This window comes from Nocardia carnea NBRC 14403 (assembly GCF_000308515.1).
Lineage (GTDB): Bacteria > Actinomycetota > Actinomycetes > Mycobacteriales > Mycobacteriaceae > Nocardia > Nocardia carnea.
In genome coordinates this window covers 163,964-180,710 of sequence record NZ_BAFV01000070.1, presented here as the reverse complement: position 1 = coordinate 180,710, position 16,747 = coordinate 163,964, and the positions used below count along the sequence as shown (strand labels likewise).

Sequence of the window (16,747 nt, the reverse complement as noted above, 5' to 3'; positions counted from 1 at the left end):
ACCGCGGCCGAACAGCGGGTCGCGCAGGCGCCGCCGCAGCGGGCCCAGCCGCAGCGGGTGGAGCCGGCGCCGGCCCCTGCGGCAACACCGGGCGACAGCAACAAGAAATGGCTGATTGCCGGCGGGGTCGCGGTGGCGCTCGTGGTCGCGTTGATCGCGATCCTGGTGGGCGCCGGGGCGGGTGACGATTCCCCGCAGGCCCGGATCAGCGCGGCCATCGGCGATTACACCGGTGCGCTGGAAAGCGGTGACCTGCCGGCGCTGCGTAATGCCACCTGCGGTGCGCTGCACGACTACTACCAGAGTTTGTCGGAGGAGCAGTTCGCCGGTGTCCATCGGCAGGCGGTGAGCGAGGGCAGTATTCCCAAGGTCACCGGTGTCGACGCGGTCAAGATCACCGATCGCACGGCCCTGGCGCAGGTCACGGTGCAGACCGAGGCCGATCCGGAGCAAACCGCCCGTACCTTCGATCTGCAGGAAACCGAATCCGGGTGGAAGGTGTGCGACCCGCCCGCGGGCGCTCAGTAGCTACGGTGCACGCGCGACCGGGAACAGGGGTCTTTCACTTTTCCCGGTCGCGCGTGACGATGGGAGTACTTCATGAATTGCGTCCACGCGCGCAGCGAATCGCATACTCCGCTGTTCGCCGGCCAGCGCGGATATTCGTTTCGGCTCGATGAGGACGGCGACGGCCTGGCCTGCGAAGTAGGCGAGAACTGACCGGTTTTCCAGGTTCGGTCCCGTTATGGCGATATCGCCGTGGACACTTCGCGGCGACTCGCGGGTAATACGGCCTATACAGTAGATATATGGCTCGGAACTGGCCGATGATCGAACGGGCGAACGAGTTCGAAGCGATTCGCGCGACGCTCACCGGCTCCGATCACGTCGGCGCTGTACTCATCGGGGAACCCGGTGTCGGTAAGACCACCCTCGCGCGGCGGGCGGCCACGGCAGGAGGCGGAAATATCCGCTGGGTCGCGGGAACCGAATCGGCGCGCAGTATTCCGCTCGGCGTGTTCGCGCATATGGTCGGGGTGTACACCGCGCACGATCCGGTGACCTTCATGGCCGCGGCCCGGGAAGCGCTACTCGCCGACGGGCTCACGATCATCGGGGTCGACGACGCGCATCTGCTCGACCAACTCTCCGCAACCCTGCTGCTGCAGTTGGCAATCGACAAGGCTGCGTGCATCGTCGCGACGGTGCGCGACGGTGTGCCGGTGCCGGACGCGGTGACCACGCTGTGGAAAGACGGCCATCTGCTGCGAATCCATCTCCCCCCGTTCACCCAGCAGCAGAGCGTGGACCTGGTGGAATCGATGCTGGGTGGGCAACTCGAGGGTTTCACCGCCAATCTGATGTGGGAGTCCTCGGGCGGTAACGCGCTGTTCCTGCGGCATCTGGTGGAGGGCGCGCTGGAAGCGGGTTCGCTGCGACAGGTGAACGGCGTATGGCAGTTGCGGGGCCGGGCCGCGGTCACCTCCGAATTGGCCGCGCTGCTGGAGGACCGTGTCGAGCAGCTGCCCGAATCCGTGCTGCGGGTCCTGGAATTGCTCACCTTCTGCGAACCTGCCGATCTCGAGGTGATGGCCGAGCTCGCCGGTGAGGAGGCGGTGGAAGCGGCCGAGAACGGCGGCGTGATCCGGGTGGTGGAGGACGGCCGCGATCTGGTGGTCCGGTACAACCATCCGCTGTTCGGCGAGGTGATCCGGCGCCGGTTGGGCATCGCGACCTCGCGACGATTACGCGGCAAGCTGTACTCCGCGCTCAAACAGCGCCGGATCAACTCGGCCGCCGATCGGATCCGCCTGGCCGAACTGGCCCTGGACAGCGATAAATCCGCCGATCTGGAACTGTTCGAATCCGCCGCCGAGGACGCCATCGGGCTGGCGAATCTACCGCTGGGCGAACGGTTCGCACGGGCGGCGGTGGAACGCCGTGGCGGGGTCGAATCCGCGGATCTGCTGGCCCGCGCACTGCTGTGGCAGGGCCACCGTATCGAAGCCGAGCGGACGCTGGCCAGTTTCGACGCCGACGATCTCGACGAGGTCCAGCTGGCCCGCTGGGGCAGTACTCGGGTGTCGAACCTGCTGTGGGCGATGGGCGATGCCGACAAGGCCGACGAGGTACTGACGTTGGTGCGGTCGCGGATCACGCATCCGAAGATCGCCCTGATCACGACCGGACTCGCCGCCGCCTGCGCGGTCAGCGAGAACCGGCTCGGCGATGCGCTGCGCGAATCCGAACTCGTGATGCAGGCCGCGGACGCACCGCCGTGGGCGGTGTGGTGGGCGGCTTTCGGCGGCGGGCTCGCGGCCGCGTTGCTCGGGCGCGCCGCCGATGCAAGGGTTTACGCGGAGCGGGGTCGTGCGGTGGAACCGCATATCGACGGCCTGAACCGGTTCATGTCGACGCATGCCGAGGTGCTTGCGCTCGTCCTCACCGGCGACCTGGCGGCCGCGGCTCATCGGGCCACCGAATACTTCGGGTATTCCGCGCCGGGCCAATACCTGGCGTGGGGTATGTCGAAGATCCTGCAGGGCACTGTCGATGTGGCGCACGGCCGGTTCGGCGCCGGTATCGACAATCTGGAGCAGGCATTGGCCGCGCTCACCGCCGAAGGTGCTGCCGCCTGGATGTTCCCGGCCCGGATTCGTCTCGCCGAGGCCTACGCGGCGCTCGGCCGCCCGGTAGAGGCCGCCGAATCGATCGCCGAAGCCGATGCACGCGGCGGCCGGCACAGCGCCGTGTACGAACCGCAACTCGAGATCGCCCGCGCCTGTCTGGCGGCGGCCGAGGGCGCGGTCAGCACCGCCGTCGAGTGCGCCCTCCGCGCCGCGGACGCTGCCGCCCGCGCGGAACAGCACGCCGTGGAGGCGCTGGCCCTGCACACCGCCGCCCGGTTCGGTGCCGGATCGGTGGCGCCCCGACTGGCCGATCTCGCCCATCGCGTAGACGGGCCGCTGGTCCGGGCGCAGGCGCGGCACGCGGTCGCGTTGTCTCGGCGCGACGGTGCCGAGCTGGACGGGGCAGCAGCCGATTTCGAAAGTCTGGGCGCTCGCCTTTCGGCCGCCGACGCCGCAGCGCAGGCTGCCACCGCCCACGACCGGGCCGGGGACCGGCGACGACTCCTGGAATCGGCAGCCCATGCCAACCGGCTGGCGGCCGCATGCGATGGTGCGTCGACACCGGCGCTACGTGACGCCGCCCAGCCGCTACCACTCACCTCCCGGGAACGGGAGATCGCGAATCTGGTCGCGGCAGGCCTGAGCAACCGGCAGATCGCCGATCGGCTCACCGTTTCGGTCCGGACGGTGGAGGGTCACTTGTACCGCGCCTGTACCAAACTGGATGTCACCGACCGGGAGTCGTTGGCTGCGCTGCTGCGTGGTGAATCGCCCCGCTGAAGCCGGGACGGCGGTCGTCGGGGTCCGCACGTTCTCCGTGGTTGCCGGAGTGTTGCTGATTGCCGGTCGGGCCCCGCGCCGGGCAGTAGCTGCTGATCCCGTGACGACCGGCATGAGCGCGACCGCCTCCTCGATAGCGCATGGCTATGTCGATCATTGTCCGAACCGCCACTTCCGAAGTGCTTTTCTAGCCGTCTACACATGGCCGACGCAGTGGATGATTGTGTGCTGTCAGCCGAAAAGCTGTGCTGAGCAGCTATTTACGGCCCATGTGGGCCATTATCTGACATAACCCCGTACTAGAAACTTCGCTACTCGAAGACAATCTGCCCCGGATCGGCTTGCCGATTCGATGAGACCATGCGTAATCTGGGCCACACCAGAGGGGTTCCGAATCTTCGGTACCGATAGTTCACACGTCTGGGCCGTCGCGGAGTTACGCGTTTCCGTGGGCACGTGTTCCTCGCATCCGTGCTTATGAAGGAGCCTTGCTCATGTCGAGTACACCTGACGACCCCGGCCAGCGTTTGACCGAGGCGTTCAACCACTTCGTGAAAGGGTCCACGCTGCTGTGGCGCTCGCCGGGAATGCTGCGCGCCCGTGCGTACTTCACCGCACTTCACCTGTTGCCCTTGGGGTTTGCCTGCCATGCCTTCTACCCCGGTGAGCACAGCGTCGCGGTCCTCACCGGCTACACGACGGTGATTCTCCTCATCAAGGCGGCGCGCGGCGGCCCGCCGCCCTCCCCGGGGCCCGTCCAGGACTATCCGGATGTCACCCCCGCCTGACCCGGGATCCGAAACCGTAGAGGGCTGGGACTTGCGAGATCATCGGCTTCGGCCCTCGGGTATCGAAGCTGTCTCGGCTGCCGGATCTACGGCTCTACGAAAAGAGAAGTCTGCCATGTGCCGATGCCGAGGGAACCACCAGATCGCAAGCGTTGTACTCAACGGACTCAACAGTATCTGCAGTATCGTTCGAGACTACGGGGGAAGTCTTTCCGCCGATCTCGAGATGGTCGGCCGGGACCTGGAAGCGACGGTCCTCGCGCGCGAGCTGCGATATCTCACTGTGCAGGCGTTCGACTCGTCGATTCGCGCGATGTGGGCGCTCACGGTCAAAGGCAACCGGTACGTGCTGCTGGCTCCCGAATCGATACCGCCGGTGGCTGCCCTGCGTAGGGCTCAGTGGCGAGTGGTCCTGTTTCGGCGGCACCTGGTTCCCACGCTGGACGAGGAAGTCCTGGCCTGCGCACGCCTCGAAGACGAGGGTGACCTCTCCCGGCGGTGGGAACTCGCCGGCGATTTGGCAGGCCCCGAACGCCGGTCGGGTGTAGTCGTGCACATGCCGTACCGGGATAAACCCGGTGTCGTGCACAGCACGCAGGGGAACGCCGCCGAGCCGGTGGAGTTGGAGTTGGCGCGGCGCGACGCCCGCTGCTACGCCCACTGCCGCGGCGGCCACCACCACCCGGCCGGGCAGGCCGAACCGAAGTGCGCCGACCTCCGGCGTGGTGACCCGATCACCTATGTCCCGATGCTGCGTTTCCCGTCCCGGATCCCGGTCGCCTTTCTGACGAGTCGCGATCCGCACTCTCCGCGTCCTCATCCGTCCGGCATCGGTTACACCCCGATCCGGTGACTGCTCGTGTGAAAGGAATTCCCGTATGTCAGCCGATCGGCACAGTCCGCGTCTCACCGTCCAGCAGGCCCATAGCCAGATCAGTAGCGGTGCGCACCAAGCGTATCCGGCCTCCGCGCGGAAGAAGGGGGTGGCGACCAACAACCTGGAACGGGTGTTCTCCACCATCGTCACGGTAGATCGCCCTTCCACGGGCGATATCGCCGAGCTTCTGGGCCTTTCCGCGGGCACGGTCAGCGGGTTGGTGAAGAAACTCGAGGAGCGCCGGTTCGTCAGTATTTCCGACGGCCGCGCCACGTCCCACGGACGACGGCCCAAGCCGGTCGTTGTCGACCGCCGCACCCATCACACCATCGGATTCGAGGTCTCCGCGGACAAGGTGGTGGGGGTGGTCATGAACCTGGCCGGCGAACCCGTCAGAACCCAGGTCGCCGATATGGGCGATTCGGTATGGACGGGCGGCGAGCCGCACAAGGGGTGGGTCGACGAAGACCAGGTCGTGGACACCATCCGAGGTCTGTTCCATTCGCTCGAGGACCAGCTCCTCGACTACATCCAGAAACGGCATCCGGACGTACTGGACGAGGGATGGAATCCGGTGATCGGGATCGGCGTATCGCTGGGTGGGCATATCAACCGCCACACCGGAGAAGTGCTGTTCGCTCCCGATCTGCGCTGGGGCGCTGCCCGGCGCCGATCGGGACGATGGGGTCCCGTTGTCCGGTTGCGTCAGCGGATCAGGGACGTGACCGGCGTCGACAAGAACAGCATCGTGGTAGACAACGACGCCAACGGACGTGCGGCGGCCTACCAGCTGTACGGCGGCGGCGCCTACTTCAACGACGCGCCTTTCACGGTCGTCCTGATCACCGACGTGGGGGTCGGTGCCGCGCACTTCATCGATCACGAGATCTACCGCGGCGCCACGGGAAAAAGTCTGGAACTGGGCAACATCATGGTGAAACCGGATGGTTTTCCGTGCCGTTGCGGCGACAGAGGCTGCCTGGAGGCCATGTCGACCCGCCAGGCCATCCTCAGCCCGCTCGCGGTAGACAGTCTGGACGAAGCCCGTGAGCTCGCGGCCGCGGGCGACGCCTCGTCCATCCGGGCCTTCTCTCAGGCCGGAACGTATTTGGGTACTGGTCTTTCGACTCTGGTCGATCTACTCGACACCTCCCGCATCGTCCTGACCGGCCCAGCCATCACCAGGGTCGAGGGTGCCACCCCGGTCGTCTTCGACCGGCACTACGACCATGCCATGCGCGAAGCGATCCAGGACCACGCCTACGGCAGAGGTATCGAACCCGACAGCGTCGAGGTGGTCGAGGAGACCGGCGAATGGAACGGCGCACGCGGCGCGGCCTGCCTGGTCGTGCACGACATGATCACCGGTCACACCGGCCAATTGGGTTCCCCTAAACCTGCCGGCCGACCCGGCCGGTGCGACGAAAGGAAATACTGACCATGACCACCACATGCGCCATCGGCCTCGACGTGGGTGGAACCAAGATCGCAGGAGGTGTTGTCGACCCCGAGGGCCGGATCCTGCACCGCATGCAGGTCCCCAGCCCGACCGATGAGGGCACCGATTCGACATTGGCGGCACTTCTCGAACTGGTCGACCGGATGCGCGCCCTGCATCCCGAGATCACCTCCGTCGGCGTCGGCGCAGCCGGAATGATCACCTGGCCTGCCGGTCGTATCATCACCGCTCCCAACAACGCGTACCGCGACCTGCCACTGCAGGAACTGCTCATCGAGCACACCGGACTGCCCACCGCTGTAGAGAACGACGCCAACGCCGCCGCCTGGGCAGAGGCGCGAGCGGGCAGCGGCACCGGCCACCGCAATGTCGTAGCGATAACCGTGGGCACCGGAGTGGGAGGCGGACTGATCGTCGACGGAGCCCTCTTGCGAGGACAGCATGGTATCGGTGCCGAAATCGGCCATCTGGTCGTCAACCCGAGCGGGAACATCCGCTGCGGCTGCGGCTCGGTGGGCTGCCTCGAAGCCCACGCCTCCGGAACGGCCCTGGGGCGCAGGGGGCGCGAAGTCGCCGCCGCCGAGCCGCACGGCCCGCTCGCCACACTCGCCGGCGGCGCCGACCACGTTACCGGTGAAACGGTATTCGCCGCAGCCCAGCAAGGCGACCACACGGCACGCAGCCTGTTCGACGAACTCGGGTACTGGCTCGGCGCCGGTCTGGCCGGCCTGGTCAACGTATTCGATCCCGAGGTCGTCATCATCGGAGGCGGCCTGATGGCGGCCGGCGACTACCTCTACCCGCCCACGCAGAAGAGCTTCCACAAACATGTCTTTGCGGGTTCGAAACGCACCCTTCCACCGATAGTCCCTGCCCAACTCGGCACGGGGGCAGGAATGGTCGGCGCCGCACTACTGTCCATGGAACGTCAACTCGCCCTGGCCGCTTAGGCGCACGGCCGCGACCGGCGGTGTTATTGCGTTCGGCCGGTGTTTCCAGGTCCTCGCGGGTATCGGTTACGCTGGCGCTCGTCGAACACCGGGGGACGTGGAGGTGCGTAATCTATGGGCAGGAAATCCGCCGTCCTCGCCGCGACCGTATCGCTGTGCGCCACGACTGCGCTGCTCTCCGGGTGTGCGCAGGACACCGGCGGCCACGCCATCGCCGCGGCTCCGGCGGCTTCGCAGGTGGCGACCGAGACCCCGCAGGAACGTAGCCTGCGCATCCGGGACGAGCTGGTGCGGCTGGGGTGCGATACCAATTCCTGTATCCAGACCTATTTCGCCTGTGAGGACGGCTTGTTGTCGGGTGAGGCGTGTGAGTTCTACCGGCAACATCCATTGAAATAGGCCGAACCAGTCCAGTTGGAAAACTGGACTGGTAGGTGAGGGTCTGCCGCGCGTGCACCCCCGGATCGCGTCACAGCCGGATTGCTGCCGCCCCGTGCGCCCGGCGGTCCGGGCGGGCGGGTTCCGATGTTGCGGGGCTCGGACGGGGTTGCCGAACACGTTCCTCGCTTCGGTCCCCTCGGGGCCGCGCCTCAGGTCGTGCGGGTGCGCAGCGGCGACGTTTCCCGGTGCGACCGTGCGGCATTCAAGTCCCGGTAGCCGCGTTCGGTGTCGTATCGCGTCGCCGACCGGTCGGTGACCGAACCGAGCGGCCGGTACCGTTCCAGTAGTTCCGGTATCCGCGATTCGGTGACCAGGTACTGGTAGGCGAAATAGACGAAGGTTCCCACTCCTACGAGCGCCACAAAGAGTGTCATACTCCCACTATCGCCCGATTGGACTTGCCGATAAAGAGCCAATCGGTCGATACTGGACTTATGTCGACGAGAGTGCTCGGCGCCGCGGGTCTGGCCCGTGATCTGGGGCAGTGGCGCGGCCCGGACCCGGCATCCGCCGACGGGGGTGCGCGACGTCCCGCCCGGCCTGCCTATCTCGCCTTGGCGGAGGGTATCCGGCTGCTCATCCACGACGGCCGAGCCCCGCTGGGCATCGCCCTGCCCAGTGAACGCGATCTCGCCACCACTCTCGGGGTCAGCCGCACCACCGTGACCTCCACCTATGCGCTGCTGCGCGAACACGGTTACCTCATCACCCGGCAGGGTTCGCGGTCCACCGTCGCGCTGCCGCCGGCGATCGCACACGACGGCGGCCGTGCCGGGCGCGGGATTCTGGCCACCATGGCCACCGGCACCCAGCCTGCGGTCGATCTGACGTATGCCGCGATGACCGCGCCGCCGGAGATGGAGGACGCCTATTCTGTTGCGTTGCAGGGTATTTCGTCGTATCTGAGCACGCACGGTATGGACCCGGTCGGTATCCTGCCGTTGCGCGAAGCGATCGCTCGCCGCTACACCGAACGCGGATTGCCGACCGGCGCCGACCAGATCCTGGTGACCCTCGGCGCCCAGCACGGCCTGCGACTGCTACTGAACGTGCTCGCACCGCCCTCGGCCCGGGTGCTCATCGACCACCCCACCTACCCGAACGCGATCGAGGCGATCCGGGATGTCGGCGCCCGCCCGGTGCCGGTGCCGTTGCGTATCGAGGATCCGGATTCGGCCTGGGACCTGGACGGTTTGCGCAGCGCCGCCCGGCAGACGGCGGCGAGTCTGGCCTATCTGGTACCCGACCACAACAACCCGACCGGTTTCCTGATGAACGAGCCGGCTCGCGCGGAACTGGCCGCGATCGCCCGGGAGACCCGGATGATGCTGATCATCGACGAATCCATGGCGAATCTGTCGCTCGGCGATACGGCGCCGGTCGCGCCGGTCGCCGCGTTCGCGAAGGGCCCCGAGGTGATCACCATCGGTTCGGCGTCCAAATCGTTCTGGGGCGGGCTGCGGGTCGGCTGGATCCGGACCTCGGAATCGCTGATCACCCGGCTGCTCACCACCCGCGCGACCGTCGACCTCGGTACGCCCGTGATGGATCAACTCGCGGCAGTCCATCTGCTCGAACATGCCGAACCCATTCTTGCGCGGCGTCGCAAACTGCTGCGCGATCAACGGGAGGCATTGCTGACGGCGATGGCCGAGGAGCTGCCGGACTGGTATGTGCTGCCCGGCGTGGGCGGAATGTCGGTGTGGGCGCAACTGCCCGCCCCGGTCTCGACCGCGCTGGCCGCCACTGCCCCCAATCACGGTGTGCTGCTGGCGGCAGGGCCGCGGTTCGGGGTGCAGGGCGCCTTCGAACGCTTTCTACGCCTGCCCTATACGAATCCCGAACCCGAACTCCGCCGGGCCGTTACGGCCATCGCGGCTGCCTACGACGGTTTGGGGCCGCGAGCCGGGGACCAGTTGCAGCCGCTCACCTGTTACTGACCGTGCAACCTCGCGCGCAAGACCGGGCCTTCAGGACCGGATAGTGCCGTGAGCAGGATCTGAGCATATCGGCCGGTGGTCGTTGTCACCGCTCTTCTCGGGCGTCCTCGGAGCCTCGGGGCCATTCGACCCGAGAACGGCCGTGCCCCGGTCGGCGCGATTCACGCGTTCTCGGTGACCGCGACCGCCGCCCGGGCGATGGCCAGTTCCTCGTTCGTCGGGATCACCAGGACCTGTACCGGGCATTCCGGTGGGGAGATCCGGCGGGGTCCCCGCTGTTTCGCGGTATTGAGTTCGGGGTCCACCACGATCCCGAACCGGTGCAGCCCGGCGAGGGCGTCCGCGCGTACATCGGGATTGTTCTCGCCCACACCCGCCGTGAACGTGATCGTGTCGACCCCGCCCAGGTCGATCAGATAGGCGCCGAGATAGTGGCGCAGGCGGTGCACGTAGACGTCGTAGGCTGCGCGGGCCGCGGTATCGCCGGTGTCGATCCGGCGGCGCAGTTCCCGGAAGTCGTTGACTCCGGCCATCCCGCGCAGCCCCGACCCCCGGTTGAGCAGCCTGTCGATGCCGTCGATGTCCAGATGTGCCGTTCGCATCAGGTGCAGGATTATCCCGGGGTCCAGATCGCCGGACCGGGTGCCCATGACCAGACCCTCCAGCGGAGTCAGCCCCATACTGGTGTCCACCGGGCGGCCGCCGCGCAAAGCAGATACCGAGGCGCCGTTACCGAGGTGGAAAACGATCTGGTTCAGCGTTTCCGATGGGCGGCCGAGGAATTCGGCGGCGCGGCCGGAAACGTATTCGTGGGAGGTGCCGTGGAAGCCGTAACGGCGGATCCCGTGCGTTTCGGCGACCTGGCTGTCGATCGCATAGGTTTTCGCGGCGGCGGGCAGACCGTGGAAGAACGCGGTATCGAATACCGCGACCTGCGGTGTCTCGGGCAGTAGCTCGCGCACGGCCAGGATTCCGCGAATATTGGCCGGATTGTGCAGCGGGGCGAGCGTGCTCAGCTCGCGCACCGTGCTCAGGACCGCATCGTCGATCAGGGTGGGCCGGTAGAAGATTTCGCCGCCGTGCACGACGCGATGGCCCACCGCGGTGATCCCGGCAGTGGTGAGATCGTCGCCGGCTTCGGCGAATTTGGCGAAAGCCAGGCGTAATCCGGCGGTGTGGTCGGGGATCTCCTGCTGCTCGGTGAGTGTCCGATCACCGGCGGTGTGCTCGATCGCGCCGCCTTCCTCACCGATCCGTTCGACGAGGCCGGACGCGATGATCGTGCCCGAATCCGGTTCCATCAGCTGGTATTTGATCGAGGACGAACCCGAGTTGACCACGAGTACGCGAATCGGTTCCACCGCCGTCTCCTGTTCGCCGGACCGCGTCACTGCTGCTGCGCCTGAATGGCGGTGATGGCCACCGTGTTCACGATATCGGTGACCAGCGCGCCCCGGGACAGGTCGTTCACCGGTTTGCGCAAACCCTGCAGCACCGGCCCGATCGCGACCGCACCCGCGCTGCGCTGCACCGCCTTGTAGGTGTTGTTACCGGTGTTCAGGTCGGGGAAGATGAAAACCGTGGCCCGCCCGGCCACTTCGGAACCGGGGAGTTTGGCGTCGGCGACCGTCGGTTCGATCGCGGCGTCGTACTGGATGGGGCCCTCCACCAGCAGTTCCGGTGCTCGTTCCCGCACCAGCGCGGTGGCGACCCGCACCTTGTCCACATCCGCGCCGCTACCGGATTCGCCGGTGGAATAGGACAGCATCGCCACTCGCGTATCGATACCGAAACGGGTCGCGGTGGCCGCCGAGGATATCGCGATATCGGCGAGCTGCTCGGAGGACGGGTCGGGGACGACGGCGCAGTCGCCGTAGGCGAGCACCCGGTCGGCCAGGCACATCAGGAAAACACTCGAGCCCGTCGACACCCCCGGAACGGTTTTGATGATCTCGAAGGAGGGCCGGATGGTGTGCGCGGTGGTGTGCGCGGCACCGGACACCATGCCGTCGGCGAGCCCGCGATGCACCATCATGGTGCCGAAATAGGAGATATCGCTGACTGTTTCGCGGGCCCGCTCGAACGTCATACCCTTGTGTTTGCGCAGTTCGGTGTATTCGCGGGCGAAATCCTCGAGATGTTCGGAAGCCCGCGGGTCCAGTACCTGAGCACCGCTGATATCCACTCCGAGCTCCGCGGCGCGGGCCCGCACGGCCGGTTCGTCACCCAGGATGATCAGGTCGGCGACCTTACGTTGCAGTACCCGCCCGGCCGCGCGCAGGACCCGATCGTCGTCGCCCTCGGGCAGCACGATGGTTTTGCGGTCCGCGCGGGCGCGTTCGATCAGCTGGTATTCGAACATCTGCGGAGTGACCACGCTGGTCAACGGCACCTCGAGCCGACGCAGGAACTGTGCCGCATCCACATGGGTTTCCATCAGCGCCAGCGCGGTGTCCACCTTGCGCGGGTTGTCGGCGGACATCCGGCCGCGGGTGCGGTGCGCTACCCCGGCGGTGTCGTAGGTGCCCGAAGCGGTGGTCAGGATGGGTAATCGGGGTTTCAGTCCGGTGATCAGGCGAGCGATCGCGGGATGCGGGAGCAGCCCCCCGTTCATGACGATGCCGGCCAGCGACGGGAAGCTCTCCGCCTCGTGCGCGTTCACCACACTCAGCAGCACATCCGACCGGTCGCCCGGCGCGATCACCACCGCGCCGTCGAAAAGCCGTTCCAGAATATGTTCGGCGGTCATTCCGCCCACCATTACTCCCAGCGCCTCACGGTGCAGGAGTTCGGGGTCGCCGCTGTACATCTCGCCGCCCAGCGCATCCCGCAGCTCGGCCATGGTGGGCGCGATCAGCAGCGGTACTTCCGGCAGACTCCAGCGCGGGACCTCGAATCCGGCGAGCCGCTCCCGCACCGGTTCGAGATCCCCCGGCGCGCACCGGTTCGCGATGATCGCCAGCAGTTGCGCATGCTCGCTCGCCAATTCCGCCGCGCACAGCTCCGCCAACTGTTCGACCTCGTCCGGCGACCGCTGTGCCCCTCGCACCACCAGCAGTACCGGCGCCCCGAGGTTCACCGCGATCCGCGCATTGAATCGCAGCTCACTGGGGCTGGCCACATCCGTGTAATCGCTGCCGACGATCACTACGGCATCACAGACCGCCGCCACCGCGTGGTAGCGCATGACGATTTCGGAGATGGCGGCATCCGGGTCGGCGTGCACCTGCTCGTAGCTCACCCCGACCGCCTGGTGATAGTCGATATCGACGGTGCTGTGCTCGAGCAGCAGTTCGAGAATGTAGTCCGGTTCGGTCACCGAACGGGTGATGGGCCGGAACACCCCCACGCGCGCAGTGGTCGCGCACAACATCTGCAGCACCCCGAGCGCCACGGTCGATTTCCCGGTATCACCCTCGGGCGATGCGATGTACACACTGGACGCAGCAACCTCGGCCATGAGCTAGAGCCTAACGGTGTGCACCAGCGCATGGGTGCCCGTGGCCTGGCGCGGGCCGGTTACCGCGCGACAGGCGGTAACGGTAACCATCATGCGCGTTTCCGGTTGTCCTTTGCGTGAATACGGTCGAACGCCCGCCGACGCGGTCACGAGAATGAGCAGCCTATGGAAACCAGAGATGTATTCGTCCCCACCCGGCTGGGGCAGTTGCACGTGGTCGTCACCGGCCAGGGCGACCCGATTCTCCTGTGGCCCAGTCTCCTCATGGACACAAGCCTCTGGGACGCCCAGATCGACTACTTCGCACGAAGTCATACCGTTATCGGGGTCGATCCTCCTGGCCACGGCAGGTCCAGCCCGCTCGAACGGCAGTTCACATTCGGCGAATGCGCTCAGTGCGTAGTCGACGTACTCGACCATTTCGAAATCCCGTGGACTTACTTCGTCGGAAATTCCTGGGGGGCGATGGTCGGCGCGGTATTCAGTGCCGGATTTCCGGAGCGAGTCCGCGCGGCCGTCCTCATGAACGGCACGGCATCGCAGGCCTCTCGGCGTCAGCGGCTGGAATACCGGGCCCTGCTCGTCCTGGTGCGCATGCTCGGCGGCATCAGGCCACCGCTGACCCGGTCGGTCGTCCGGGCTTTTCTCGGGCCGACATCGCAACGAACCCGCCCGGACGTCGTCCGCCGGGTGCTGACCATAGCGCAGAAAAACGATCCGGATTCCCTGATCCGGGCCGTCCGGTCCGTGGTGATCGAGCGGCCGGATCAGCGCACCGCGCTCGCATCGATCACCTGCCCCACTTTGATTGTCGCCGGCAGAGAAGACCGGACATTTCCGCTGCCCGAGGTCGAGGCCATGGCCGAGGGCATTCCGGGGGCGGAACTGGTCGTCATCGACGATGCCGCCCACCTGGTAGCGGCGGAGGTTCCGGATCGCGTCAACGATGCGATCCGTATCTTCCTGGATCGGCTTACCCACACCGCCGGGTGAGCGGGTCGTCGAACGCCGGTGATGTCCGGGCTGTTCATGATCCGAGCCGGGCCCGCCAACGGGCAGGCCCACCATTTTCCGGTTCCGCTGTGATCGCGCTGGTAGGTTCACTTCCGACTGTCCATGCTCGTCCACGCCGGATCCGGTCCGTGCAGCGGACACCGGGGCACACAGCGGGTGGAGGTTGCTCATGGCACCGGTCGAATCGTATTTCGTGGGCGAGGCCGATACTTCCGCGGTCCCGGCGGCCGCATCGGCCGACTTCTGGGCCGAACACGTGTGTCGCAACCAGGGCACTCTGCAGTTCCGTTTCGCCGACGCGCCGACGTTCCGTGGCGGTATGTCGATTCAGGGGGATGCGGACTATCTGCTGATCGATGTCTGCTCCGACGACATCGTGTACACGCGGACGCGAAAAGATATCCGTTACGACGACGACGCCGGCCTACGGCTGGCCGTACCGACCGCAGGTGTGCTCGGTCTCCGGCAGGACGACCATGCCGTGCGAGTTCGCCCCGGGCAGGCCGCAGTCGTGACGAAAACGCGTCCGGCGGATTTCCGGCAGCCGCGGGGCACGCGAGTACGTGTGCTGAGTATCCCGGCCGGTGCGCTGCCTCTCGCACCCGGCGCCGGTCCGGCGGTCATCGATCTCGAACGGGGCTTGGGGCCTGTTGTCACGGGTATGGTCGGCGGACTCGTCGAACAGCGCGCGGCACTGGACGGGTACGGGTTCGCGGCCGCATGCGACATGATCGTCGAACTACTCGGGTTGTGTCTGCGGCCCACGGGTAATGCTTCCACCACCCTCGGGGCGGTCGATCTGGCGGTCCGTGACTACGTCCGCCTGCATGCTACGGAACCCGAGCTCACGCCCGCGGCGATCGCGTACGGCCTGGGCTGGTCGTTACGGCAGATACAACTGGCGCTGCACCAGACCGGTACCACGCCGAGTCGACTGATCCGTACCGAGCGCCTGGCTGTGGCACACCGGCTCCTGCGTCGCGGCCCCGCGGACCGCACCGTCGTCGATATCGCCTATACCAGCGGCTTCCGGTCGCTGAGCGCTTTCAGTGCCGCCTTCAAGGCGCGGTACGGATGCACGCCGCACGAGGTACGCACCGCCGGTCAGCGAGCAGGCAACAGTGGCTGACGAGCGGGCGGGCCGTCCTACCGTGCCCGGCGCCGGTGACCGATAGCACCGTCGCCGCATCGGTATCCGGTGCAGTGCTTCGGCCGCGCCCGGCGGTGCAGGTGACACTTCGCTACCTGCGCCCGCGGGTTCGCCTGCCGAGTAGCCGCTTACGCCAGGTCGCGCAGGCGCGGTGCCAGATCACGCTGGAACAGGTCCAGGAACCGCCGCTGGTCGTGCCCGGGGGCGTGGAAGACCAGGTGGTTCAGGCCCGCGTCCAGGTACGGCTTGATCAGTTCGACCGCCTGGTCCGGGTCGCTGGCGACGATCCAGCGTTTGGCGATCTGTTCGATCGGCAGCGCGTCGGCCGCCTCCTCCATTTCGATCGGGTCGGTGATGCTGTGTTTCTGTTCCGCGGTCAGCGACAGCGGCGCCCAGAAACGGGTGTTCTCCAGCGCGAGATCGGGGTCGGTGTCGTAGGAGATCTTGATTTCGATCATCCGGTCGATCGTGCTGACCTCCCGGTCCACCTTCGCCGCGCCTTCGGCCACCGCCGGCATCAGTTTTTCGGTGTAGAGGTCCATACCCTTGCCGGAGGTGCAGATGAATCCGTCACCGGCCCGGCCCGCGTACCGGGCCACCACCGGGCCGCCGGCGGCGATATAGACCGGGATCCCGCCTTCGGGCACGTCGTAGATCGAGGCGCCGACCGTCCGGTAGTAGGTGCCGTCGAAATCGGTGCGCGCACCCGTCCACAGTGCCCGCATCAGATCCACCGATTCGCGCAGGCGGGCGAACCGCTCCTTGAACTCCGGCCATTCCCCGGCGTACCCGGTGGCGATCTCGTTCAGCGCCTCGCCGGTACCCACGCCCAGCATCACCCGGCCGGGATACAGGCAGCCCATCGTTGCGAAGGCCTGCGCGATCACCGCGGGGTTGTACCGGAAGGTCGGGGTGAGCACCGAGGTGCCGAGCATGATCCGCTCGGTGCGCTCACCCGCGGCCGCCATCCAGGCCAGTGAGAACGGTGCGTGCCCGCCCTTGTGCCGCCACGGCTGGAAATGGTCGCTCACCGTGGCGCTGTCGAGGCCGTGTTCCTCGGCCAGCACCGCCAGTTCCACCAGTTCCCGCGGTCCGAATTGTTCCGCCGACGCCTTGTACCCGAGCTTCAGCTCACCCATATGCGCCACTCCTGTCGCGTTGTGTTCGCACCGTTTCCGGCCCGGAATCGACCATAGTCAGCGCGGCGGACGGCTGCGTCCGGTGGTCCGGATCACCGGGCCCGCGCCGGGGGTTCCGG

15 protein-coding genes are annotated in these 16,747 nt (G+C 66.9%); 11 read left to right on the top strand and 4 right to left on the bottom strand.

The genetic code is table 11. From position 1 onward, the window contains the following. The 8 genes from ON22_RS24900 to ON22_RS24870 all read left to right on the top strand — a co-directional run. The coding region (locus ON22_RS24900) for an Rv0361 family membrane protein (RefSeq protein WP_043740586.1) at nucleotides 1-528 on the top strand (528 nt) is incomplete at its 5' end. Nucleotides 529-600: 72 nt separating this feature from the next. Beyond that, nucleotides 601-720 (top strand): excalibur calcium-binding domain-containing protein, encoded by a 120-nt coding sequence (locus ON22_RS35945; protein WP_081595811.1) that lies wholly within the window; start codon nucleotides 601-603, stop codon nucleotides 718-720. Between the two features lie 89 nt (nucleotides 721-809). Beyond that, a complete protein-coding gene (locus tag ON22_RS24895; RefSeq protein ID WP_033246448.1) occupies nucleotides 810-3,410 on the top strand; it encodes a LuxR C-terminal-related transcriptional regulator in 2,601 nt (866 codons plus the stop codon). 494 nt (nucleotides 3,411-3,904) lie between these two features. Further along, nucleotides 3,905-4,198: a hypothetical protein gene (locus ON22_RS24890; RefSeq protein WP_033246447.1), complete on the top strand. Its 294-nt coding sequence runs from the start codon at nucleotides 3,905-3,907 to the stop codon at nucleotides 4,196-4,198. A gap of 226 nt (nucleotides 4,199-4,424) precedes the next feature. Next, on the top strand, nucleotides 4,425-5,051 hold the full coding sequence (locus ON22_RS24885) for a hypothetical protein (protein ID WP_033246446.1): 627 nt from the start codon (nucleotides 4,425-4,427) through the stop codon (nucleotides 5,049-5,051). A gap of 25 nt (nucleotides 5,052-5,076) precedes the next feature. Then, nucleotides 5,077-6,513, top strand: coding sequence for an ROK family transcriptional regulator (locus ON22_RS24880; RefSeq protein ID WP_033246445.1), 1,437 nt, complete (start codon nucleotides 5,077-5,079; stop codon nucleotides 6,511-6,513). A 2-nt stretch (nucleotides 6,514-6,515) separates the two neighbouring features. After that, on the top strand, nucleotides 6,516-7,484 hold the full coding sequence (locus ON22_RS24875; RefSeq protein ID WP_033246444.1) for an ROK family protein: 969 nt from the start codon (nucleotides 6,516-6,518) through the stop codon (nucleotides 7,482-7,484). A 114-nt stretch (nucleotides 7,485-7,598) separates the two neighbouring features. Next, nucleotides 7,599-7,883: a hypothetical protein gene (locus ON22_RS24870; protein WP_033246443.1), complete on the top strand. Its 285-nt coding sequence runs from the start codon at nucleotides 7,599-7,601 to the stop codon at nucleotides 7,881-7,883. Nucleotides 7,884-8,074: 191 nt separating this feature from the next. Here ON22_RS24870 and ON22_RS24865 read toward each other — a convergent pair whose 3' ends face one another. Then, nucleotides 8,075-8,299, bottom strand: coding sequence for a hypothetical protein (locus ON22_RS24865; RefSeq protein WP_156052391.1), 225 nt, complete (start codon nucleotides 8,297-8,299; stop codon nucleotides 8,075-8,077). Nucleotides 8,300-8,359: 60 nt separating this feature from the next. Between ON22_RS24865 and yczR the strand changes: the two genes are divergently transcribed. After that, on the top strand, nucleotides 8,360-9,865 hold the full coding sequence (gene yczR, locus ON22_RS24860) for a MocR-like transcription factor YczR (RefSeq protein WP_033246441.1): 1,506 nt from the start codon (nucleotides 8,360-8,362) through the stop codon (nucleotides 9,863-9,865). Between the two features lie 161 nt (nucleotides 9,866-10,026). Here the strand turns inward: yczR and ON22_RS24855 are convergent, their stop codons facing one another. Together ON22_RS24855 and pta are read right to left on the bottom strand one after the other, a co-directional pair. Then, complete coding sequence (locus tag ON22_RS24855) at nucleotides 10,027-11,226, bottom strand: acetate kinase (RefSeq protein ID WP_033246677.1); 1,200 nt, start codon at nucleotides 11,224-11,226, stop codon at nucleotides 10,027-10,029. A 26-nt stretch (nucleotides 11,227-11,252) separates the two neighbouring features. Further along, nucleotides 11,253-13,325 carry a phosphate acetyltransferase gene (pta, locus tag ON22_RS24850; RefSeq protein ID WP_033246440.1) on the bottom strand — a complete coding sequence of 691 codons (2,073 nt, stop codon included), beginning with the start codon at nucleotides 13,323-13,325 and terminating at the stop codon, nucleotides 11,253-11,255. Nucleotides 13,326-13,490: 165 nt separating this feature from the next. On the opposite strand from pta, the gene ON22_RS24845 reads away from it, so the two are divergent. Continuing rightward, nucleotides 13,491-14,318, top strand: a complete 828-nt coding sequence (locus ON22_RS24845) for an alpha/beta fold hydrolase (RefSeq protein ID WP_033246439.1) — start codon at nucleotides 13,491-13,493, stop codon at nucleotides 14,316-14,318. Between the two features lie 190 nt (nucleotides 14,319-14,508). Then, the gene (locus ON22_RS24840; protein WP_051158041.1) at nucleotides 14,509-15,468 is read left to right on the top strand and encodes an AraC family transcriptional regulator; all 960 of its coding nucleotides are present in this window, start codon (nucleotides 14,509-14,511) and stop codon (nucleotides 15,466-15,468) included. A 149-nt stretch (nucleotides 15,469-15,617) separates the two neighbouring features. On the opposite strand, the gene fgd is transcribed toward ON22_RS24840, so the two are convergent. Then, nucleotides 15,618-16,628 carry a glucose-6-phosphate dehydrogenase (coenzyme-F420) gene (gene fgd, locus ON22_RS24835; RefSeq protein ID WP_174375631.1) on the bottom strand — a complete coding sequence of 337 codons (1,011 nt, stop codon included), beginning with the start codon at nucleotides 16,626-16,628 and terminating at the stop codon, nucleotides 15,618-15,620. Nucleotides 16,629-16,747: the final 119 nt, after the last annotated feature.